The sequence below is a fragment of the Prauserella cavernicola genome (genome assembly GCF_016595675.1).
Classification (GTDB): Bacteria; Actinomycetota; Actinomycetes; order Mycobacteriales; family Pseudonocardiaceae; genus Prauserella_A; species Prauserella_A cavernicola.
In genome coordinates this window covers 62,187-83,023 of the sequence record NZ_JAENJH010000011.1, presented here as the reverse complement: position 1 = coordinate 83,023, position 20,837 = coordinate 62,187, and the positions used below count along the sequence as shown (strand labels likewise).

The following is a 20,837-nucleotide window of genomic DNA, read 5'->3' as shown; positions in this document are numbered from 1 at the left end:
ACCGCCCCGCCTCAGCTCGGGCGCGGCAGCGACGTGGCCCGCTCCGCGTCGTGCTCCGTCACCCGCTGCTCCGGGATCCGCACCTCTGTGGTCCCGCGACGGCCCCAGCGGCGCCCCCGCGCCCGTCCGCCGCGGCCCGACTTGCGCAGCTCCTCCTGGCGGTAGGCCACCTCTGCCTGCACCGCGTCCCAGGCCCATCCCGCCGGCATCCTCGTCATCCCTCTCAACTCCTCGTTCCTCGTGATGAGCACGAGAGTCGTCCTGAGGAGCAGGCGCGGGCATCGGTCGTTCACGTCGGGCGGAGACGATCCGGCCCCTTACCCGGCGCCACGACGAGCGCGGCCGGGGTAAGGGGCCGGGGAATTGCGGGAGAACCGGAGGTCAGCGCAGGTTCAGCTCACCCGAGCGCGCCGCGCTCAGTAAGGCGTCCCACCCCGCCGCGGGCAGGCTCAGCGCCCCCACGGCGGGGTTCTTGGAGTCGCGGACAGCCGTGCCGTCGGCGGTGAAGGCGATCTCGACGCAGTCGTTGCCGCCGCCGCTGTGGCTGCTCTTGCGCCAGTGCAGACCGGCGCTGTCGACCTTGGTCCCCATGACCCCACTCCTTAGTTCGCTTCGTTGGTTCCGCAGGTGTCGAACCGCCGCGCGGCGGCCTCGATCAGCCGGATCGAATCGTCCGGTCTCAGTGCGGTGGCCCGCAAATGATCGAACATCAGCGCGTATCGCCGCACGTCGGGCTCGAGCTCCAGGTACAGCCCCGTGCTGGTGCTCTCGACGTACACGACGTCGTGATCGGCCTGCTCGGGAAAGCCCAGGATCAGAAACGGGCCTTCCATTCCCGGGTGCGCGCCCGCCTCCAGCGGAACCACCTGAATGGTGACGTGCGGCAGCTGGGCGAGCTCGGCGAGCTTGGTGAGCTGCTCGGCCATCACCTCGGCGCCGCCGACACACCGGTGCAGCACGGCCTCGTCGATCACCGCCCAGTACTCCGGCGGGTGCGAGTCGCGCAGGAGCTGCTGACGTTCCCTGCGCGCGTCGACCCGGCGGTCGATCTCACTGTCGGCGGCGTCCGGGCGCATCGCCCTGATCACAGCGTGCGCGTAGCGCGTGGTCTGCAACAGACCCGGCACCAGCAGCGCCTGGAACGCCCGCAGTGAACTGGCGTCGGCCTCGAGCCCGACGAAGGTACCGGTGAACACCTCGTTGTACGCGTGCCACCAGCCGCGTTTGCGCGCCTCCCTGGCGAGCTGGACCAGCGCCTCCTGCTCGTCGCCGCGCAGGCCGTAGAGCTCGAGCATGTCCCTGGCGTCGCGCGGGGTGACACCCACGTGCCCGGTCTCGATCCGGCTGACCTTGGAGGCCGAGCACTCGAGTTTCTCGCCCACCTCGTCGATGGTCAGCTCGGCCGCTTCCCGGAGCCGCCGCAGCTCGCTGGCCAGCCTCCGCCGCCGCACGGTCGGGCCTTGCCCTCGGGTCATGGCTTCACCTCCGGTTCACGAGCGTCCCCGTTCGACATCTAACCAGCAGCTTCCGAAACGGGTGATGCATTGACGCTGGCACGACAGGCAACGTTGCCCAATCGGTGGACTGCAATTTGCAGAATCCCAGGGTAGGCTCCGGGCGTTGGTGGCTGAAGAGTTCCACGCAATGAAACGCAGGTGAGATCCACGTGCCCGGGCGAGACCACATCGTCAACCCGCTGCAGGCGAGCGTGCACCGCAAGCTCGACGACGTCACCCACACGGTGAACGCAGGCTCCTCACACCAGCACTCGACGTTGCTCGTCGCCGCACTGAGATCCGTGCTCTCCGAACACCGCCTCGACACCACCGGGCACTGCTCGGTGTGCCACGGCAGGCGGCCCCGGTTCTTCCCGCGCAAGCGCGGCAAACTGCCGTGCCGCGCCTACCTCGCCGCACACCTCGCGCTCGGCCCCGACATCGAGGAGGCCACGCGCGGCGAGACGGACCCGGCGCGCCATCACCGGCGCGGCCGGGCCCCGCTGCACGTGGCCAGCTGAGACGACCCCGAAGTCCAGGGATGCGGCCGCTGCGGTGAGGGCCACCTTCACCCGAGCACCGGGTGGTCTTCACCGCAGTCGCGACCTCAGAGAACCCTGATCAGACCCTCCTGCACGACGGTGGCGAGATGCCTGCCGTCGCGGGAGAAGAACCGGCCCGTCGCCAGCCCGCGCGCGCCCGACGCGGTGGGCGAGCCACTGTCGTAGAGGAACCACTCGTCGGCCCGGAACGGGCGGTGGAACCACAGCGCGTGGTCGAGACTCGCACCCAGCACACGGTCCAGGTCCCAGTACACGCCGTGGCTCGCCAGCACGGAGTCCAGCAACGTCATGTCCGAGGCGTAGGTCAGCACGCACACGTGCAGCAGCTGACTGTCGGCCAGCATGCCATCGGCCCGCATCCAGACCTGGTTGCGCGATGGCCGTTCCCCGCTCTCCCTCGTCACCCACGGCGGGTCGTTGACGTAGCGGATGTCGATCGGCCGCGGCTGCGCCCGCAGCCCGAGCTTGTCGGCGTACTCCCCCGTGCGCTCGAGCAACGTCGGCAGCGACTCCGGGTCCGGGACGTCGGGCATCTGCTCGGAGTGCTCCACACCGTCCTCGTCGAGCTGGAACGACGCGGACAGAGCGAAGATCGCCTTGCCGTGCTGCACGGCGGTGACGCGCCGGGTGGTGAACGAGCGACCGTCGCGGATGCGGTCGACCTCGTAGACGATCGGGACCTTCGGGTCGCCGGGCCGGATGAAGTACGCGTGCAGCGAGTGCACCGTGCGCTCCTCCGGCACCGTGCGGCCCGCGGCGACGAGGGCCTGTCCCGCGACCTGCCCGCCGAACACCCGCGTCGGCGAGTGCGGCGGGCTCACGCCGCGGAAGATATTCTCCTCGATCTTCTCCAGGTCCAGCAGCCCGACCAGCCGGTCGAGCACCTGTTGCCCGCCGTGGCCCGCCGCTGTGTCCAGTCCTGTCGCGGCTGCTCTCGCCAGCTCAGTCATGCCCGGGATTCAACACGCTCGCGCCGCGCCCCGCCCCTCAGGCGTGGTCGTCCTCACCGAGCCGGTGCACCCGGATCAGGTTGGTCGAGCCGATGGTGCCCGGGGGCGAGCCCGCGACGATGACCACGAGGTCGCCCGCCTGGTAGCGGCCGGTCTCGAGCATCGCGTGGTCGACCTGCTGGATCATGCGGTCCGTCGAGTCGGCGTGCGGCACGATCCGCGCCGTGGTGCCCCACGTCATCGTCAGCTGGCTGCGCACGCTCTCCAGCGGCGTGAACGCGAGCAGCGGCAACCGGGTGTGCAGCCGCGCCAGCCTGCGCACGGTGTCACCGGACTGCGTGAACGCGACCAGTGCCTTGGCGTTGAGGCGCTCGCCGATGTCGCGGGCGGCGTAGGAGATCACGCCCCGCTTGGTCCGCGGCACGTGGCTCAACGGCGGCACCGACGGCAGGTCGGCCTCGACGGCCTCGACGATGCGGCTCATCGTCTCGACCGTCTCGATCGGGTAGCGGCCCACGCTGGTCTCGCCGGAGAGCATCACCGCGTCGGCGCCGTCGAGCACGGCGTTGGCCACGTCCGAGGCCTCCGCGCGCGTCGGGCGCGAGTTGTTGATCATCGAGTCGAGCATCTGCGTCGCGACGATCACCGGCTTGGCGTTCTCGCGGGCGATCTGGATGGCCCGCTTCTGCACCAGCGGAACCTGCTCGAGCGGCAGCTCGACGCCGAGGTCACCGCGCGCCACCATCACGCCGTCGAAGGCCAGCACGATCGCCTCGAGGTTGTAGACGGCCTCGGGCTTCTCGAGCTTGGCGATGACGGGCGCCCTGCCCTTGCCGACCCGGTCCATCACCTGGTGCACCAGGTCGATGTCGGCGGGCGAGCGCACGAAGGACAGCGCGACGAAGTCGACACCCAGCTCCATGGCGAACTCGAGGTCCTCGACGTCCTTGTCGGACATCGCGGGCACCGACACGTCCATGCCCGGCAGCGAGACACCCTTGTTGTTGCTGACGGGACCGCCCTCGGTCACCTCGCACAGCACGTCGGGGCCTTCGACGCCCTCGACCACGAGACCGACCTTGCCGTCGTCGACCAGCAGGCGGTCGCCCGGCTTGGCGTCCTTGGCGAGCCCCTTGTACGTCGTCGAGACGCGGTCGTGGGTGCCCTGCACGTCCTCGACGGTGATGCGGACCCGGTCACCGGTACGCCACTCGACGGGACCGCCCGCGAAGGTACCGAGCCGGATCTTGGGGCCCTGCAGGTCGGCCAGGATTCCGACCGCGCGGCCGGTCTCCGCCGCCGCGTTCCGGATGAGGTCGTAGACCTGCTTGTGGTCGCCATGGCTGCCATGGCTGAAGTTCATGCGTGCGACATCCATACCGGCCTCGACGAGCGCACGGACCTTCTCCGCCGTCGCCGTCGCAGGGCCGAGGGTGCATACGATCTTCGCTCGTCGGCTCACACCTGAGCAGCCTAGTCCCTTACTCCGCGCACGTCTGTACCGATCCCGAGATCGTTAAGGATTCCTTCACCGCCGCGGGAGCTCGCTCGGGCCCACGTGGTCGCGCGCCCACTCGTTGAACGGGCGCAGCTGACGCCACGCCTTTCGTACCCGATCGAGGCACGTGCGCTCGTGCAGCGCGTCGTCGGGTTCCCACACGCGCACCGCGTACACCGAGCGGTGCCGCAGCAGGTCCAGCCGGGGATGGTCGGCGTCGAAACCGCGCGGCTTGGTCTTCAGCGCGTCGCCCGCGATCTCCCAGCCCTGCCGGCGGAGCGTGGCGAGCACCTGCTCCAGCGCCGCGCCGTGGATCTCGGTGTCGACGGCCTGGCGGTACCGGGCGAGCTGGTCGGCGGCGAGGTGGAAGCAGCCGCCGCCCACCCGCAGCCCGTCGGGGCCCACCTCGACGTAGTAGGCGCCGCCACCCCTGCCCTGTTCGATCACGCCGCCGCAGTGGGTCTTGTACGGCGTCTTGTCCTTAGCGAAGCGCACGTCGCGGTAGGGGCGGAACACCTTGCCCTCGCCGAAACCCTCGCCGAACTCGGGCGCCAGCTCCGCCAGCATCGCCTCCATCGGTGCGCGCACGTCGGACTTGTACGTCGCGACGTTGGCGTCCCAGTAGGGCTTGGAGTTGTCCACCACCAGGCCGTCGTAGAAGTCGATCGCGTACTCGCCGAAACCCCCGAACCGCATGCGCCAACCCTAGGACAGCCCTACGACAGCCCCTCGGCGGCGACCCGTGGTGGCGAGCCATCTCTAGAGTGATGACCATGTACCGCCGCACACTGACGCCGTCCACCCGCGTGCGACGAGTGCTGCTGGCGGCGCTCGCGCTCTGCGTGGCGCTCACCGTGGCGGTGTGGATGACGCGGGACGACGAGATGCTCGACGCCGTCATCGCGACCGTGGTCCTGCTCGGTATTCCGGTGCTGATGCTGGGAGTGCGGCACCGCATCGACGTCGACGACCGGCGGGTGGTGCTCGAGGTCGCACCCGTCTTCCGCAAGGTGATCCCGAGAGCCGACATCATCGGCGTCGAGGTACTCGACGAGGTGCGGCCGCTGCGGGACTTTCGCGGCTACGGCTACCGCCCGCTCGGTGCCGGCGAGGTGGCGTTCGTACTCGAACCGGGTCCCGCCGTGCGGGTACGCACGCGAGCGGGAAAGTCCTTCGTGATCAGCGACCTCGACAGGGAACTGGCCCGGCTGCTCCCCTGACGGCAAGTCCGATGTGGACGCCGCTATCGCCGACGGGCACGGGAATGCCGTGCCCGCCTGCGATCGCGGTGCTCAGCCGAAGAAGACCTCGGCCTCGGCGTAGCGCTCCGGCGGCACGGTCTTGAGCTCGGCCGTGGCCTCGGAGAGCTTGACGCGCACGATGTCGGTGCCGCGCAGCCCCACCATCACGCCGAAGTCGCCGTCGGCGACGGCGTCCACCGCGTGCAGGCCGAACCGCGTGGCGAGCACCCGGTCGTAGGCCGTCGGCGTCCCGCCGCGCTGGGTGTGCCCGAGCACGACGGCCCGCGACTCCTTGCCCGTGCGCTGCGCGATCTCCTCGGCGAGCCACGTGCCGACACCACCGAGCCGGACGTGCCCGAAGGCGTCCTTCTCGCCGCTCTGCAGCAGTTCGGCGCCGCCCTCGGGCAGCGCGCCCTCGGCCACCACGATGATCGGGGCGTACTCGCGCTCGAACCGGCGCTCGACCCACTGGACGACCTGCTCCACGGAGAACGGCCGCTCCGGCACCAGGATCACGCTCGCGCCACCGGCGAGGCCGGAGTGCAGCGCGATCCAGCCCGCGTGGCGGCCCATCACCTCGACGACGAGCGCACGGTGGTGCGACTCCGCCGTGGTGTGCAGCCGGTCGATCGCCTCGGTGGCGATGTGCACCGCGGTGTCGAAACCGAAGGTGTAGTCGGTGGCACCGAGGTCGTTGTCGATGGTCTTGGGCACACCGACCACGTTCACGCCGTCGTCGGTGAGCCGCTTGGCCACGCCGAGGGTGTCCTCGCCACCGATCGCGACCAGCGCGTCGACACCCTGTTCGGCGAGCACCTCCTTGATGCGCTCCGAACCGCCGCCGTCCTTGTAGGGGTTGGTCCGGGAGGACCCCAGAATCGTGCCACCGCGGGTGAGGATGCCCTCGACGTCGTCGCGGCCCAGCGGCCTGCTCTCGCCGGTGAGCGGTCCCTGCCACCCGTTGCGGAAGCCGACGAACTCCCAGCCGTGCGCGTCGATGCCCTTCAGCACGACCGCACGGATGACGGCGTTGAGCCCGGGGCAGTCCCCGCCACCGGTCAGCACACCGACTCGCATCAGATCAAACCTCCGCGTTTGTCTTGCGTTTGTTTTTCGTCACACTTGGCGCCGCCAGCCTAGCGGTTTTCCACTTGATCGGTGCAGGTGGATCGGCTCCCCGGTCACGACCGCACTGTCAAGGATGGCCTCGGATTTCTGTGCCCGGGTCCGCATTCGCCGCGGGCGGCTGTAGTGTGACCGCCGTGAACGAGTTCACCAGCGCGGACGCCCGCCCCCTCGCGCGGCGTCGTTATTTCTGGTTTAGCAGGCCGGCCCCGGGTGGGCCGGTCGGCGACACCGTGCGCTGACCACCTCCACCTCGAGCCGGATGCCAAGCCGGCTCGAACTCGGGGCGGCTTGCGGAAAGGAAGCCACCCCATGTCACCCAGCGCAGCTCCCGCGGACGTCACCGATCCCGCCGCGCAGCTCGACGAACAGCGCACCACGCACGTCAGCCCGCTGCTGTCCCCCGCCCTGCTCCGCGAGGAACATCCCCTGGACGCCGCGGTCGCCAAGACCGTCGCGCAGGGCCGCGCCGACACGATCGACATCCTCGACGGCCGCGACGACCGGCTGCTCGTCGTCGCCGGTCCGTGTTCGGTGCACGACCCCGAGGCCGCGCTCGACTACGCGCGCAGGCTCGCCGAGCACGCCGACAAGGTCCGCGACCAGCTCCACATCGTGATGCGCGTGTACTTCGAGAAGCCCAGGACCACGCTCGGCTGGAAGGGCCTGATCAACGACCCCGACCTCGACGGCAGCTTCGCCGTCAACAAGGGGCTGCGCCTGGCCAGGCAGCTGCTGCTCGACGTCTCCGCGCTGGGACTTCCGGTCGGCTGCGAGTTCCTCGACCCGATCACGCCGCAGTTCATCTCCGACATCGTCAGCTGGGGCTCGATCGGCGCGCGGACGGCGGCCAGCCAGGTGCACCGGCAGCTGTGCAGCGCACTGTCGATGCCGGTGGGGATCAAGAACTCCACCGAGGGTGACGTGCAGGTGGCCGTGGACGCGACGCGCGCCGCCGCGGCGAGCCACGTGTTCCCCGGCATCAACTCCGACGGGCTCGCGGCGCTGTTCACGACGGCGGGCAACCCGGACTGCCACGTGATCCTGCGCGGCAGCAGCGGCGGACCCAACTACGACGCCGCGACCGTGGCCGACACGCTGTCCCGGCTGGCCAAGGCCGGACTGCCCGAGCGGGTCATCGTCGACGCCAGCCACGGCAACAGCGGCAAGGACCACCACCGCCAGGCCGGTGTGGTGAGCGAGCTGGCCGGGCGCATCGGCTCCGGCGAGCGCGGCATCGCCGGGCTGATGCTGGAGAGCTTCCTCGAGGGTGGGCGCCAGGACCTCACGCTGGGCGAGGCCGACGAGCTGACCTACGGCCAGAGCATCACCGACGCGTGCGTCGACTGGTCCACGACCGAGGGGCTGCTCGACGAGCTCGCCGCCGCGGTCCCGTCGCGCTGAGGACCCGCCCGCAGGCCACCTCCCGACGACGTGAGGTGGCGCGGGCGGCTCAGGCCGCGGGGAAACCCTTGCGCTTGCGGATCTGTTCGATCACTTTCCAGCGCTCGAGGTTGTGCCGCGCGTCGGCGAGCGCGTCGTGAGCGTCGGACGGCGGCGACGGCAGCCGCGGCTTACCGACGTCCTCCCAGCGCTGGCGCAGGTCGTGGGTGAAGCGCGGGAGCTGCCTCGGCAACGCGGGCATCGGGCCCCAGAGCTGGGCGAGGGCGACGTGGTCGTACGCGGCGAACCACGCCCACAGCTCGATCCCACCCGGCGGGGTGCCGAAGAAGTCGAGCAGCTCGGCGCGGATCTGTTCACGGCCGCGCCACGCGGGGTCCGCGGGCGAGGGCAGCTTGTCCAGCACGTTCTCGCGCACCCACGGGCCCGCCTTCGCGGGATCGAACTCGGTGGAGACGGCGTAGTACTCGCGGCCGTCGGCGTCCACGACACCGATCGACACCAGGTCGATCGTCACGCCGTCCTCGATGAACTCGGTGTCGTAGAAGAATCGCACCGCAGCACGGTACTCGAAGGCTCAGCCTGCCTTGCTCTGCGGGAGCCGCGTGGCGTCGCGCGCGTCCGCCTGCATCGGCACGGCGGGCCGCACGCCGGCCTCCTCGGCGGCGAGCAGCTCCTTGGCCTTGGCCGCGTAGATGTCGACGTACTCCTGGCCGGAGAGCTCCATCAGCGCGTACATGATCTCGTCGGTGATCGAGCGTTCCACGAACCGATCGCCCGAGAGCCCCTCGTAGCGCGAGAAGTCCAGCGGTGCGCCGAAGCGGATCTCGAGCCTGCGCGGCCGCCACATCTTGGAGCCGATGGGGTTGACGCCGTCGGTGCCGATCATCGCGACCGGGATGACCGGGGCCCGCGACTCCAGTGCGATGCGCGCCACACCGGTCTTGCCCTTGTAGAGCCTGCCGTCGGGCGAGCGCGTGCCCTCGGGGTAGATGCCGAGCAGGCGGCCCTCCTGGACGAGCCGGGTGGCCGTGTCGAGCGCGGCCTGCGCCGCCGAGCCTCCGGAGCGGTCGATCGGGAACTGCCCGACGCCGGTGAAGAACCACTTCTTGAGCTTGCCCTTGATGCCGGGCTCGGTGAAATACTCCTGCTTCGCCGGGAACGTGACGCGACGGTGCACGTAGAGCGGCATGAAGAACGAGTCGGCCACGGCGAGATGGTTGCTGGCGACGATCGCGCCGCCGGTCTCCGGGATGTTCTCCAGGCCCGTCACCTTGGTCGGCCAGAACAGGCGCAGCAATGGACCGAGCAGCACGTACTTCATGAGGCGATACAGCACCGCGTTCAGACCCTCCTTCTGTGCACACCCGGCCGCAGGAAAGCCTACGAACCGTGTGTGCCGTGGCACAACCGCCTACACCCGCTTGCCCTGGCGCCGCGATCGATCTCACAGCCGGGCCGGTCCTCCACGGAGGCCGCCGCGCGTGCGAACATGGGACCACGTAGCTCGCAGGGAGGGCGATCGGGCATGCCTGTGCTCGCCGGCGCTGAGCCGTTCTCGCACACCGACTCGACCGAGGTCGGCGTGCTCTTGTGTCACGGTTTCACCGGCAACCCGGCCAGCATGCGGCCGTGGGGCGAGTTCCTCGCCGGGCGGGGCCTCACGGTCAGCTGCCCCCGGCTGCCCGGCCACGGCACCACCTGGCAGGAGTGCAACCGGACGCGGTGGACAGACTGGTACGACTGCGTCGACGCCGAGTTCACGGCGCTGAGCCGGCGCTGCGAGTCGGTGTTCGTCTTCGGCCAGTCGATGGGCGGCACGCTCGCGCTGCGGCTGGCCCAACGGCGCGGCGACGCCGTCGCCGGGCTCGCGCTGGTGAACCCGTCGGTGCTGACCCGGCGCCTCGACGCCAAGTTCCTGCCGGTCCTCGCCCCCGTACTGCCCTCGGTGAAGGGGCTCGGCGGGGACATCAAGAAGCCCGGCGTCACCGAACTGGCCTACGATCGGACCCCGGTGCGGGCGGCCGAGAGCCTGCGCAGGCTCTGGAAGCTCGTGCGCGCCGACCTTTCCCTGGTGACGCAGCCGCTTCTGCTGCTGCACTCGGTCGTTGACCACATCGTGGAGCCGGTCAACTCCGAGGTCGTCGCGCGAGGGGTGCGCAGCGTCGAGCTCGTCGACGTGCCGCTGCGCGACAGTTACCACGTGGCGACGCTCGACAACGACGCGCCGTTGATCTTCGAACGCAGCGCGGAGTTCGTCCGCGAGGTCAGGCAGGTGGGTGCCCGGTGAGCAGAACTGCAGGGTCGGACGGTCCGGAGGACGTCGACGCGACCTTCGAGGAGATCATCGCCGACCTGCGCGCCGAGGGCTTCGGCCTGGAGACGGCGGGCAGTCCGGGTCCTCGCTCGGATCCGGATCCGGAACCGAAGACCGACGCCGCAGCCGAGCGCGCGGAGGCCGCCCCGGAGCCGGAGCCGCGCAGGCCCCAGACCGACGACCCCGCGCCCGCGGGCGGCGGCTGGCGCGAGGGCGGCTCGGGCTGGGACGAGACGATGCTCGGCCCCGACCCGGCGAGCGACGACGAGCACTACGTGCCACCGGAGCCGCCTCCCCTGCCGAAGCCGCGCAAGGGCGCGTTCGTGGTGTTGCTGTTCTTCGTGGTGGGCCTGCTGCTGCTCATCGCTCCCGGGCTGATCGGGCTCACCGCCACCCTGGGCACGCCGCTCGGCATGCTGGCGCTGGCCACCGGCATCGCGTTGCTCTTGCTGCGGGTGAAGCAGGGTCCGCCCGACGGCGCGGATCCGACCAACGGCGCCCAGGTCTAGGACGCGGCCTCACACGCGTCGAGCAGTCCCAGCAGCGCCGATGGCGCGACGAGGGCGGCGCCCTCCGCGCGCACGCGTTGCCCGAGCAGCCGGTCCGCGGTCACCACGACGACGTGGTCGCGAGGGCGCTCGCGGCGCAACGCGGCCGTGGTCGCGACGATCGCACTGTCGCCGTCGTGCTCGGCGGACACCACCTCGACGGCGGCACTCGCCTCCGTCCGCTTCGCCTTGCCCTCGACGACGAGCACGATCCTCGGCCACCACAGCCACCGGCCCTCGTGCTCGAGATCGAGGTCCGCCGTCTCGACGCCGGTGCGGGTGAGCACCGCGAGCCGGTCGCGCAGCCGCACCGCCGCGCCCGCCCGGTCCCGCCACCAGCCGTCCGGTCGCGAGCCCACCACGTTGGCCCCGTCCACCACGAACACCAGCTCGCGGTCGAGCTGTGCGCGCAGGCTCGGCCACGCGGCCGCGAAGTTGCGGTGCAGCGGGTAGTTCTCCACCTCGGCGGGATCGACCCAGTCCAGCGCGGTGCTCTCGGCGTTGGCGACGCGCGGGAGCACGGCGTCGCGGACGGTGGCGAGCACGGTGGTGTAGCTCCAGCTGCCGTGGTCCTCGGCGCGCGCGGCGAGCAGGCGTACCGAGCACGCGGGTACCGCGGTCTCCTCTTCCGTCTCCCGGGTCGCCGCCTGCGCGGGCGTCTCGTCGGAGCGGATCGCGCCGCCGGGAAGCGCCCAGGTTTCGCCGTGGTGGGTCCAGCCGGCGCGGTGCTGGAGCAACACTCCGCGCCCTGGGTCGGTCAGCAGCAGACCGGCCGCGCCGTGCAGCCCCCAGTGCCGCTCACCGCACAGGCAGCTGACGAACCCGTCGCCGTCACCGAGCAGCATCCCGCCAGCCTAGCGATTCGAGCGGGCGGTTTCCTCCCTCGCGAGCGTCGCGGCCCCCACGATCGCCGCCTCGTCGCCGAGCTGGGCCGTCCTGATCCTGGCCAGCGGGCGGTGTCCCGCGCCGGTCACAGCGTGCGCGTAGTGCTCGCGCGCCTCGTCGAGGAACAGCGGCGCCGACTCCGACACCCCGCCGCCGAGCACGATCACCTCGGGGTCGTAGACGTCGGCGACGAGCGCGAAGCCCTCCCCCAGCCAGCGGGCCAGCTCGGCCAGCGCGAGCCGGGCGACCGGATCTCCGTCGCGCGCGGCTCCGGCGACCCGGCGTCCCGTGACCGAGCCCGGATCGCCGCGGTGTTCCCGCGCGAGCACGGTCGAGCGGCCGGGATGACGCGCGAGGAGCTCGATCGCGGTGGCCGCCAGCGCGGTCCCGCTGCAGTAACGCTCCCAGCAGCCGTACTTGCCGCACGAGCAGATCCTGCCGCCGGGCACCACGCACAGGTGCCCGAGCTCGGGGGCGACGCCGTGCGCACCGCGGAAGATGCGGCCGTCCAGCAGCAGCCCGGCTCCGATTCCGGTGCCGAGTGCCACGAGTGTCGCCACGCCCGCACCCCGGGCGGCGCCGAAGCGGTGCTCGCCGAGCGCCGCGGCGTTGGCGTCGTGTTCGAGTGTCACCGGCAGGCCGACGCGTTTGGCGATGCGGTCGCCGACGGGCGCCGCGCGCCACGCCAGGTGCGGCGCGTACAGCACTCCGCGCCGGTCGGGCCGCACGAACGCCGCCACCGCGAGGCCGACGGCCCCGATCTCGTGCCGGTTGCGCAGTTCCTCGACCACGCCGGTGATCGCGTCCTCCAGCGCCACCTCGCCGCCGGGCGTGCCCACCCGCGCGGTGTCGAGGAGCGCGCCCTGCTCGTCCACGACGCCGGCCCGCACACTCGTGCCACCGACGTCGACGCCGATCGCCAGCATCTAGGACTCCTGGTGCTCCCACTCGGCCCTCGGCCGCACCGCCACGTGCTGGACCCGGGGCGCCGCGCCGTTGCCAGCGGGCTCGGGGCGGGGTTCGGGCTCGAAGCCCGGCATGTGCACGCCCTCCTGCGGCTGCCAGCGGTCGGCCAGCACGGCGCGCAGCAGGGCGACGAGCTGCGCCGCCTGTTCGAGCACTCGCGCGGCCAACTCGGGGCGTTCGCCGCGCACCACGGCCACGACCGCGCACAGCGGGCACCACGAGCACGCACCCTGCCGGGGCCGGGGCTCGCCATCGTGCTCACCGCTGTGCTCACCACTGTTCTCGCCGCCGGGTTCCTCGGTGCCGTGCCCGGCGGCGATCACACCCTCGAGCCACGGCGCCGCGCGGTCGACGACCAGGTCGACGAGCAACCGGATCTCCTCGGCGAGCCGGGCGCCGTCGTCGTTGCCCGTCACAGTCAGGTCCTTTCCAGATGCACCAGCAGTCCGCGGGAATCGGACTCGGCATCGGCGATCCGGCACGTCCGCAGGGTCTCGGGCAGCGCGACCAGGCGCCGGAAACCGTCCACGGTGATGGCGAGGTCGTCGTCGATGCGAGCCAGGTCGACGACGCTGTCCCTGGTGAGCGGTAGTGCCACGCGCAGCTCGTAGCCGCCGTCCACTTCGGACATCGTGAGCAGCGGGGCGGGGTCGTCCCCCGCCCCGGCCAGCGGCGTGGCGTCGCCGTAGAGCTCGCGGGCGATCTCGCGCAGCGCGGGCAGGCCGACCGGCTCGGCGGCGCGGTGCTCCACCGAGCTCAGCATGCCCTCGCCGAGCGCCGAGCGGGACAGCTCGGCCAGCACCTCCTCCTGCTGGGCGCGCCGGGTGCGCAGCCACGTCGCCGCCGACCCGCGCCACATCCCGGGCGCCGGCATCAGGCGGTTGACGATCAGGCCGTCGACGCGAACGCCGCGCAGGGCGAGCGAGGTCAGCGTCCGGCGCGTCTCGGCCACCACCACGCGCTCGGGCGTCAGCACCAGCCGCACGCTCGTGGTGACCGGGTCGGTGAGCAGCGCGCGCAACGACTCCAGCTGGGAGGCCAGCTTGTCGACCGACCTCGCGACGCCGGACAGTTTCGTCTTCCAGCCGTACATCCTCGTGAGGTAGCCCGACACCGCCTCGGGCAGCGACAGCAACCGCAACGTCTCCGCGGTCGGGCCGCAGTCGACGACCACGACCTCCCACGGCCCGGTCTCGGCGAGGCGCCGCACCTCGCCGAGCGCGAGCAGTTCGTCGACGCCGGGGACGACGGTCAGCTCCTCCGCGTCGAGGCTGTCGAGCCCCGCGCCCGTGACGAGCGCCGAGCGCAGCTGTGCGCGCAGCGTCTGCCAGGCACCGTCGACGAGCGAGCGCGAGTCGATCTGCGCGGCGTGCAGCCCCGGGTCCACCTCGGCCGGCTCGCCGGTGAGCGGCCCGCCGAACGCGTCGCCGAGCGAGTGCGCGGGGTCGGTGGAGACGACGAGTGTCTTGCTGCCCCGGCTCGCGAGCGCGGCCGCCGTGGCCGCGGCCAGCGTCGTCTTGCCGACGCCGCCCTTGCCGGTGAACAGCAGGACCCGCACGCTACTCCTCGTCCTTGTCCTCGTCCTCGACGCGGCGCTTGAGCTCCTTGAGCGCCGTATCCATGATCATCTTCTCGGCCTTGCGGCGCAGGAGGCCGATCATGGGCAGCACCAGCTCCACGGAGAGCGTGTAGGTCACCTTCGTGCGGTCGCCGACGGGCTGGAGCAGATAGCGCCCGTTCTGCGCCTTCTGCATCTGCCCCTTCACGAGGTGCCAACTCACCGAGAGGCCATCGGCCGCCCAGTCGTATTCCAGGGTGTACACGTCCTTGACGGGGCCAGAGTCCAGAGTGAACTTGACCTGTTTCGCCCTGCCCGCCTCGTCGGCGGCGAGCACCTCGGTCTCCTGGACGGCCTTGGCCCACTCCGGATACGAGGACAGGTCGGCGATGACCGCCATGATCTCCTCTGGCGCGGCGTCGACCTCGATGGACTGCGTGGACTGCTCGGCCATGGGCGTCAGCGTAGCGGTTGCGCCGCCTACCAGCGCAGCACGTACGGGCGCGCCGTGTGCTTGAAATGACCGACGTTGCGGCACTCGGTCCGGCCGGACCGCGACCGGGCCGCGAGCGGCTGGTGGACGTGCCCGAACAGCGACCACCGCGGCTGCTCCGCGGTGATGAGCCCGAGCAGCGCCTCGGAACCGATCTCGGCGCGGCGCGCGACCACGTCGTAGGTCAGTTCCGGCACGGCGGGCGGGATGTGGCTGCACAAGACGTCGATGCCGCGCAGTTCGGCGGCGGACTTGTCGAACTCCTCGCGCGTGCGCAGGTACGGCCGCCAGATCCCATTGCGCCGGGGCACCACGCCGTCGGGCAGCAACGCACCGCCGATGAAGCCGAAGCGCAGGCCGCCGATCTCCACCACCTCGCCGTCGGTGAGGTGGATTCCGGGTCCCGCGAACTCGGGCCACAGTCCGGGCGCGTCGACGTTGCCCGGCACGGCGTAGGTCGGAGCGGTCATCGCGCCGAAGAGCTCGGCGTACTGCGCTCGGATGGCCTCGTCCACGGCGCTGCCTGGATCCTCGAGGCTCGCCCACAGCGAGCGGGAGAAGGCGACGGTCTCGTCGCGGGTGCCCTCACGGCGGAGCCGGGCGAAGGTGCCCACGTTGTCGGCGCCGAACAACGCGCCGAGGATGCCCTTGCCGTGCTCGTGATAGTCGACGAAGTCGATCAGGTCTCCGAGCACCACGAGCGCGTCGGCGCCCTCACCGGCGCGGGCGAGCGCCTCCGCGTTGCCATGCACGTCGGAGACGACATGAACCCGCACGTCTCCAGCCTACCCAGCCTGCTCGGCACGGGGCGGCACACCCGGGGCCCTGCCGTCCTCGAGGACCTGCTTGAGGCCGAGCGCGATCGTCTTCGCGGCGCGGGCCCTGCGGTCGAACTCGCGCCGCAGCTCACGCGGGCGCAGTGCGGTCTCCGGGGTCGCGCGGAGGAAGTAGTGCAGCAGGGTGCCGTCGAGCACCGGCTCCAGCCACACCTCCATGGTGCCGACGAGCGCGCCGCGCACCGTCCAGCGCAGTCCCTGGTCACCGCGATCGGTATACACTTCGAGCACCAGGTCGGGCCAGTATCGCGCCCACGACCGGGGATCGGCGAACGCGGCGGCGACCGTGCCCGGCGGCACCGCAAGGAACGTTTCGTCAACGATGTCCAGCGCGGGGGCGTTCTGGGAAGCCAACACGGGTGCAGAATGACATGCTCACCGCACCGCCGTGACCTGCCCATGGTCAACCCAGGGACGGACCGGGGACAAACCATGGTCAAACGGGCGGCGTGCGGCTAAGTTGACCGGCGAGTAACACAGTGGGACACGGAGGTTCACGTGCGCGAGTACAGCGCCCCCGCCAACCGAGCAGTTGGCGACGACGAGAACGCGTCGGACGTCGTGTGGGCCAACGCCGAGCGCTTCGGCGACACCGTGAGTTTCCGCAGGCAGGACGACGGCTCGTGGCGGGACGTGACCGCGCGCGAGTTCGCCGCCGAGGTGCTCACCGTCGCGAAGGGTCTGCTCTCGGCCGGGATCCAGCAGGGAGACCGGATCGGGCTCATGTCCAAGACCCGCTACGAGTGGACCCTGATCGACTTCGCGATCTGGGCCGCGGGCGGCGTCACGGTGCCGATCTACGAGACCTCGTCGGCCGAGCAGCTGCACTGGATCCTCTCCGACTCGGGCGCGAAGGCCGTGTTCGTCGAGACGGCCGAGCACACCGCCACGCTCGCGACGGTCAGGGACAAGCTGCCCGCGCTCGACCACGTGTGGCAGATCGAGGGGGCCACGCCCGCGCTCGAGGAGCTGGGCTCGCGGGGCGCCGAGGTCACCGACGACGACGTGCACACCCGCCGCCGTGCCGTGAAGGCCGACGAGGTGGCCACGATCGTCTACACGTCAGGCACCACGGGCAGGCCGAAGGGCGTCACGTTGACGCACCGCAACCTGCTCGCCGAGGTACGCGCGGACCTCGACGCGTTCCCGTCGCTGATGGGCGCGGGCAACTCGCTGCTGCTGTTCCTGCCGCTGGCCCACATCCTGGCCCGCGCCATCGCGCTGACGGCCTTCGCCTCGCGCGCGACGCTGGGGCACACCGCCGACATCAAGGACCTGGTGGCCGACCTCGGCACCTTCCGGCCCACGTTCGTCGTGGCCGTGCCGCGCGTGTTCGAGAAGGTCTACAACGGAGCCAAGCTCAAGGCCCACTCCGAGGGCAAGGGCAAGATCTTCGACGCGGCCGAGGCCACGGCCGTCGCCTACAGCCAGGCCGCGGACTCCGGCGGGGCCGGGCTGGGACTCAAGCTCAAGCACACCGTGTTCGACAAGCTCGTCTACACCAAGCTGCGCGCGGCGCTCGGCGGACGCTGCGTCGCCGCCGTCTCCGGTGGCGCCCCGCTGGGTGCCCGGCTCGCGCACTTCTTCCGCGGCATCGGCGTTCCGGTGTTCGAGGGCTACGGGCTCACCGAGACCAGCGCCGCGGCCAACGTCAACACCGAGGGCGCGTTCAAGGTCGGCACGGTCGGCAAGCCGGTGGCGGGCACCTCGGTGCGCATCGCCGACGACGGCGAGGTGCTGCTCAAGGGCGACATCGTGTTCACGTCGTACTGGAACAACGCCCAGGCCACCGCGGAGTCGCTCGAGGACGGCTGGTTCCACACCGGCGATCTCGGTGAGCTCGACGACGAGGGCTTCCTCAAGATCACCGGCCGCAAGAAGGAGATCATCGTCACCGCGGGCGGCAAGAACGTCGCACCGTCGGGGCTCGAGGACACGCTCAAGGCCGATCCGCTGATCAGCCAGGCGATGGTGGTGGGCGACCAGCGTCCGTTCATCGGCGTGCTCGTGACCATCGACGAGGAGTTCTTCCCGACCTGGAAGTCACAGCGGGGCAAGCCCGAGGGCGCCTCGGTCTCCGACCTGGCCGACGACTCCGACCTCAGGGCGGCGGTGCAGGCCGCGGTCGACGAGGCCAACAAGCTCGTGTCGCACGCCGAGTCGATCAAGAAGTTCACGATCCTGCCGTCCGACTTCACCGAGGCGGGCGGCGAGATCACGCCGAGCCTCAAGCTCAAGCGCAACGTGGTGAGCAAGAACTACGCCACGGCGATCGACTCGCTCTACGCGAAGTAAGCACGCGGCACGGGGGCCACTCTCACCGACCGGGGAGAGTGGCCTCGATGCCGGCGAGCAGGCGCTCCAGTGACCGCTCGAAACGCCGCTCGGGGTCGTCGTGGGGGCCTTGGGCGTCAGTGATCACCTGCGTGAAGTAGGGGTACTCACCACTGTCCATGACCGCCTGCACGTAGGGCCCCATCGCCCGCTGCACCTCCTCGTCGTCGACGTCACCGAAGTAGGCGCGCAGTGCGAGCTCGCTCTGCACGTGCCCGTCGATCCAGGCGTTGAGCAGCCCGATGGTCTCGAACATGTCGTCGATGCCGAGGCCGAGTCCGTCCAGAATGGACATCGTGCGTTCGAACCCGCGCAACATGTTCGGCCCGATCGCGGGCATGCCCGACCAGACACGCGAGAGCCACGGACGCTCCAGCAGGGCGCGTCGCTGCCCGCGCGCGAAGTCACCCAGGTCCCGCTTCCAGTCGCCGGTCAGCTCGGGCCAGCCCTCCCTGCCGACGATCCGGTCGCCCATCAGATCGATGAGCGAGTCCTTGCTCTCGACGTAGCGGTACAGGCTCATGGCGCCGGTGCCGAGGCGCGCGGCGACCTTGCGCATGGAGACCGACTCCAGCCCCTCCTCGTCGGCGAGCTCGATGGCGGCGTCGGCGATCTGTTCGCAGGTGTAGGCGGGCGCGGGACCGCGCGTGCGCTGCGTCTGATCCCCCCACAGACGCGACAGGTTCGACAGCCGCGCCTCGCTCTTGCCTGCCACGCGTTCTCCTCCGGCGAAACCTAGTTGCGTACGTCGTACTCGGTTGGCTATCTTGGTTACCGCGTACATCGTACTCACTTCAGGGGACTTCATGGGGACACACACAGGCGACGCGGTGGTCGTCGCCGAGGGACTACGAAAGAGGTTCGGGCAGACGCAGGCCCTCGACGGGCTCGACCTCACCGTGCCCGCCGGCATGGTCTACGGCGTGCTCGGCCCGAACGGCGCGGGCAAGAGCACGGCTGTCCGCGTTTTCACGACACTCACCAGGCCCGACGAGGGCACGGCCACGGTCGCGGGCCACGACGTGGTGCGCGACGCACCCGCCGTGCGCAGGCAGATCGGGCTCGCAGGACAACACGCCGCACTCGACGAGCAGCTCACGGGCCGGGAGAACCTGCGCATCTTCGGCAGGCTCTTCCACCTCGGCTCCAAGCGGGCCCGGGCGCGCGCCGACGAGCTGCTCGAGCGCTTCAGCCTCGACCACGCGGGCGACCGGCTGGTCAAGACCTACTCAGGCGGCATGCGGCGCAGGCTCGACCTGATCTCGAGCCTGATCATCTCGCCGACCGTGCTATTCCTGGACGAGCCGACCACGGGACTGGACCCGCGCAGCCGCAACGAGATCTGGGACACCGTGCGCGAGCTCGTCGCCCAGGGCACCACCGTGCTGCTCACCACCCAGTACCTCGACGAGGCCGACCAGCTCGCCCAGAATATCGCGGTGATCGACACCGGCAAGGTGATCGCGTCCGGCACTCCCGACGAGCTCAAGGCCCGGATCGGGGGCCGCATCGACGTGACCGTGGGCGACGCGGCCGAGATCGGGGAGGCCGCGCGGGCGCTCGCCGTGCTCGCCAACGCCGGGGTGGAGCCGGACGTCGATGCCGACCGCCTGCTGCTGAGCGTGTCGGTGGGATCCGACTCGCTCGCTCTTCCCGACATCGTGCGCCAGCTCGACCAGGCGGGTGTCAAGGCGGTGGACGTCGGTATCCGCAGGCCCACCCTCGACGAGGTGTTCCTGACGCTGACCGGCAAACCCACCACCACGACCACCGAGGAGGCGGCCCGATGACCGCGCCCGCACCCGCGTCGGCACCCGCGTCGGCACTGCGCTCCGGCCTCTCCGACGGGCTCGCCGTCATGAGCCGCAACCTGCTCAAGCTCAAGCACCAGCCGGGCCAGATCGCGGCCACGTTCGCGTTCCCGCTCGTGTCGGTGATCCTGTTCGGCTACGTCTTCGGCTCCGCCATCCCGATTCCGGGCGGCGGCAACTACCGCGAGTACCTCATGCCGGGGCTGTTCGTGATGAGCACCGTGTTCGCCGTGATGGGCGCGCTCACGGTGATCGCCAAGGACAACGGGCTCGGCGTGATGGACCGTTACCGCTCAATGCCGATGGCCCGCTCCGCCGTCCCGTTCGGACAGACTGCCGCGGACCTGATCATCGCGATGGGCAGCCTCGCCATCATGGCCCTGTGCGGCCTGCTGTTCGGCTGGCGCGCGCACAACGGCGTCGGCGCCACCGTCGCCGGGTTCGCCCTGCTGCTGTTGCTGCAGTACGCGGTGTCGTGGGTCGGGGTGTTCCTCGGGGCGCTGGCGAAGAACGAGGAGACGGCCGCGCGCATCGGCCCGCTGATCATGCCGATCACGATGATCTCCAACATCTTCGTGCCCACCGACGGGATGCCCGCGATCCTGCAGACGATCGCCGACTGGAACCCGGTCAGCGCCGCGACGGCCGCCTGCCGCGAGCTGTTCGGCAACCCCGGGCTGCCCGCGGGCGACGTGGCCTGGCCCATCGCCAACCCGGTGCTCGCCACCGTCGGCTGGTGCGTGCTGCTGCTGGTGATCTTCGTGCCGCTCTCGATCCGGAGGTTCCGCCTCGCCGGGCTCTGAGCCCGAACGCGA

Annotated in this window: 25 protein-coding genes; 8 read left to right on the top strand and 17 right to left on the bottom strand. The window is 70.9% G+C overall.

The window, feature by feature from the left end:
* Positions 1-11: 11 nt before the first annotated feature.
* From JHE00_RS30350 to JHE00_RS30340, 3 genes are all read right to left on the bottom strand, one after another.
* Complete coding sequence (locus JHE00_RS30350) at positions 12-218, bottom strand: hypothetical protein (protein ID WP_230425247.1); 207 nt, start codon at positions 216-218, stop codon at positions 12-14.
* Positions 219-381: 163 nt separating this feature from the next.
* On the bottom strand, positions 382-591 hold the full coding sequence (locus JHE00_RS30345) for a DUF397 domain-containing protein (RefSeq protein ID WP_200324794.1): 210 nt from the start codon (positions 589-591) through the stop codon (positions 382-384).
* Between the two features lie 11 nt (positions 592-602).
* The gene (locus tag JHE00_RS30340; protein WP_200324792.1) at positions 603-1,475 is read right to left on the bottom strand and encodes a helix-turn-helix domain-containing protein; all 873 of its coding nucleotides are present in this window, start codon (positions 1,473-1,475) and stop codon (positions 603-605) included.
* Positions 1,476-1,666: 191 nt separating this feature from the next.
* On the opposite strand from JHE00_RS30340, the gene JHE00_RS30335 reads away from it, so the two are divergent.
* Complete coding sequence (locus tag JHE00_RS30335; protein WP_307832185.1) at positions 1,667-2,017, top strand: hypothetical protein; 351 nt, start codon at positions 1,667-1,669, stop codon at positions 2,015-2,017.
* Between the two features lie 86 nt (positions 2,018-2,103).
* On the opposite strand, the gene tesB is transcribed toward JHE00_RS30335, so the two are convergent.
* From tesB to JHE00_RS30320, 3 genes are all read right to left on the bottom strand, one after another.
* Complete coding sequence (gene tesB / locus JHE00_RS30330) at positions 2,104-3,009, bottom strand: acyl-CoA thioesterase II (RefSeq protein ID WP_200324790.1); 906 nt, start codon at positions 3,007-3,009, stop codon at positions 2,104-2,106.
* A 37-nt stretch (positions 3,010-3,046) separates the two neighbouring features.
* On the bottom strand, positions 3,047-4,471 hold the full coding sequence (gene pyk, locus JHE00_RS30325; RefSeq protein WP_200324788.1) for a pyruvate kinase: 1,425 nt from the start codon (positions 4,469-4,471) through the stop codon (positions 3,047-3,049).
* 66 nt (positions 4,472-4,537) lie between these two features.
* Positions 4,538-5,203 (bottom strand): DUF2461 domain-containing protein, encoded by a 666-nt coding sequence (locus JHE00_RS30320; RefSeq protein WP_200324786.1) that lies wholly within the window; start codon positions 5,201-5,203, stop codon positions 4,538-4,540.
* A 77-nt stretch (positions 5,204-5,280) separates the two neighbouring features.
* On the opposite strand from JHE00_RS30320, the gene JHE00_RS30315 reads away from it, so the two are divergent.
* Entirely contained in the window at positions 5,281-5,727 is a 447-nt protein-coding gene (locus JHE00_RS30315; RefSeq protein WP_200324784.1) for a hypothetical protein, read from the top strand.
* Positions 5,728-5,799: 72 nt separating this feature from the next.
* Here the strand turns inward: JHE00_RS30315 and JHE00_RS30310 are convergent, their stop codons facing one another.
* On the bottom strand, positions 5,800-6,825 hold the full coding sequence (locus tag JHE00_RS30310; protein ID WP_200324782.1) for a 6-phosphofructokinase: 1,026 nt from the start codon (positions 6,823-6,825) through the stop codon (positions 5,800-5,802).
* A 360-nt stretch (positions 6,826-7,185) separates the two neighbouring features.
* Between JHE00_RS30310 and JHE00_RS30305 the strand changes: the two genes are divergently transcribed.
* Positions 7,186-8,277, top strand: coding sequence for a 3-deoxy-7-phosphoheptulonate synthase (locus JHE00_RS30305; protein ID WP_200324780.1), 1,092 nt, complete (start codon positions 7,186-7,188; stop codon positions 8,275-8,277).
* Positions 8,278-8,326: 49 nt separating this feature from the next.
* Here JHE00_RS30305 and JHE00_RS30300 read toward each other — a convergent pair whose 3' ends face one another.
* Together JHE00_RS30300 and JHE00_RS30295 are read right to left on the bottom strand one after the other, a co-directional pair.
* Positions 8,327-8,830: a polyadenylate-specific 3'-exoribonuclease AS gene (locus JHE00_RS30300; RefSeq protein ID WP_200324778.1), complete on the bottom strand. Its 504-nt coding sequence runs from the start codon at positions 8,828-8,830 to the stop codon at positions 8,327-8,329.
* A gap of 21 nt (positions 8,831-8,851) precedes the next feature.
* Positions 8,852-9,613, bottom strand: coding sequence for a lysophospholipid acyltransferase family protein (locus tag JHE00_RS30295; protein ID WP_200324776.1), 762 nt, complete (start codon positions 9,611-9,613; stop codon positions 8,852-8,854).
* Between the two features lie 189 nt (positions 9,614-9,802).
* Here JHE00_RS30295 and JHE00_RS30290 point away from each other — a divergent pair, with 189 nt between their 5' ends.
* Both JHE00_RS30290 and JHE00_RS30285 read left to right on the top strand, forming a co-directional pair.
* Positions 9,803-10,564 carry an alpha/beta hydrolase gene (locus JHE00_RS30290; RefSeq protein ID WP_200324774.1) on the top strand — a complete coding sequence of 254 codons (762 nt, stop codon included), beginning with the start codon at positions 9,803-9,805 and terminating at the stop codon, positions 10,562-10,564.
* Positions 10,561-11,100 carry a hypothetical protein gene (locus JHE00_RS30285; RefSeq protein WP_200324771.1) on the top strand — a complete coding sequence of 180 codons (540 nt, stop codon included), beginning with the start codon at positions 10,561-10,563 and terminating at the stop codon, positions 11,098-11,100. The genes JHE00_RS30290 and JHE00_RS30285 overlap by 4 nt, the downstream gene beginning before the upstream one ends.
* Here the strand turns inward: JHE00_RS30285 and JHE00_RS30280 are convergent.
* The 7 genes from JHE00_RS30280 to JHE00_RS30250 are packed head-to-tail and all read right to left on the bottom strand — an operon-like array spanning position 11,097 to position 16,234.
* Positions 11,097-11,984, bottom strand: a complete 888-nt coding sequence (locus tag JHE00_RS30280; protein WP_200324769.1) for an NUDIX hydrolase — start codon at positions 11,982-11,984, stop codon at positions 11,097-11,099. The two genes, JHE00_RS30285 and JHE00_RS30280, sit on opposite strands and share 4 nt — an antisense overlap.
* Before the next feature lie 9 nt (positions 11,985-11,993).
* Positions 11,994-12,950 carry an ROK family protein gene (locus JHE00_RS30275; protein WP_200324767.1) on the bottom strand — a complete coding sequence of 319 codons (957 nt, stop codon included), beginning with the start codon at positions 12,948-12,950 and terminating at the stop codon, positions 11,994-11,996.
* Positions 12,951-13,406 (bottom strand): hypothetical protein, encoded by a 456-nt coding sequence (locus JHE00_RS30270; protein WP_200324765.1) that lies wholly within the window; start codon positions 13,404-13,406, stop codon positions 12,951-12,953.
* Positions 13,407-13,408: 2 nt separating this feature from the next.
* Complete coding sequence (locus tag JHE00_RS30265) at positions 13,409-14,548, bottom strand: ArsA family ATPase (protein WP_200324763.1); 1,140 nt, start codon at positions 14,546-14,548, stop codon at positions 13,409-13,411.
* A 1-nt stretch (position 14,549) separates the two neighbouring features.
* Positions 14,550-15,002: an SRPBCC family protein gene (locus JHE00_RS30260; RefSeq protein ID WP_200324761.1), complete on the bottom strand. Its 453-nt coding sequence runs from the start codon at positions 15,000-15,002 to the stop codon at positions 14,550-14,552.
* Between the two features lie 26 nt (positions 15,003-15,028).
* Positions 15,029-15,817, bottom strand: a complete 789-nt coding sequence (locus JHE00_RS30255; RefSeq protein WP_200324759.1) for a metallophosphoesterase family protein — start codon at positions 15,815-15,817, stop codon at positions 15,029-15,031.
* Between the two features lie 9 nt (positions 15,818-15,826).
* Positions 15,827-16,234, bottom strand: coding sequence for a polyketide cyclase / dehydrase and lipid transport (locus JHE00_RS30250; protein WP_372440518.1), 408 nt, complete (start codon positions 16,232-16,234; stop codon positions 15,827-15,829).
* A gap of 141 nt (positions 16,235-16,375) precedes the next feature.
* On the opposite strand from JHE00_RS30250, the gene JHE00_RS30245 reads away from it, so the two are divergent.
* Positions 16,376-18,172, top strand: coding sequence for an AMP-dependent synthetase/ligase (locus tag JHE00_RS30245; protein WP_200324757.1), 1,797 nt, complete (start codon positions 16,376-16,378; stop codon positions 18,170-18,172).
* A 22-nt stretch (positions 18,173-18,194) separates the two neighbouring features.
* Here JHE00_RS30245 and JHE00_RS30240 read toward each other — a convergent pair whose 3' ends face one another.
* A complete protein-coding gene (locus JHE00_RS30240; RefSeq protein WP_307832184.1) occupies positions 18,195-18,926 on the bottom strand; it encodes a TetR/AcrR family transcriptional regulator in 732 nt (243 codons plus the stop codon).
* 91 nt (positions 18,927-19,017) lie between these two features.
* On the opposite strand from JHE00_RS30240, the gene JHE00_RS30235 reads away from it, so the two are divergent.
* Together JHE00_RS30235 and JHE00_RS30230 are read left to right on the top strand one after the other, a co-directional pair.
* Positions 19,018-20,001, top strand: a complete 984-nt coding sequence (locus JHE00_RS30235) for an ATP-binding cassette domain-containing protein (protein WP_200324753.1) — start codon at positions 19,018-19,020, stop codon at positions 19,999-20,001.
* Positions 19,998-20,825, top strand: coding sequence for an ABC transporter permease (locus JHE00_RS30230; RefSeq protein WP_200324751.1), 828 nt, complete (start codon positions 19,998-20,000; stop codon positions 20,823-20,825). The genes JHE00_RS30235 and JHE00_RS30230 overlap by 4 nt, the downstream gene beginning before the upstream one ends.
* Positions 20,826-20,837 lie beyond the last annotated feature (12 nt).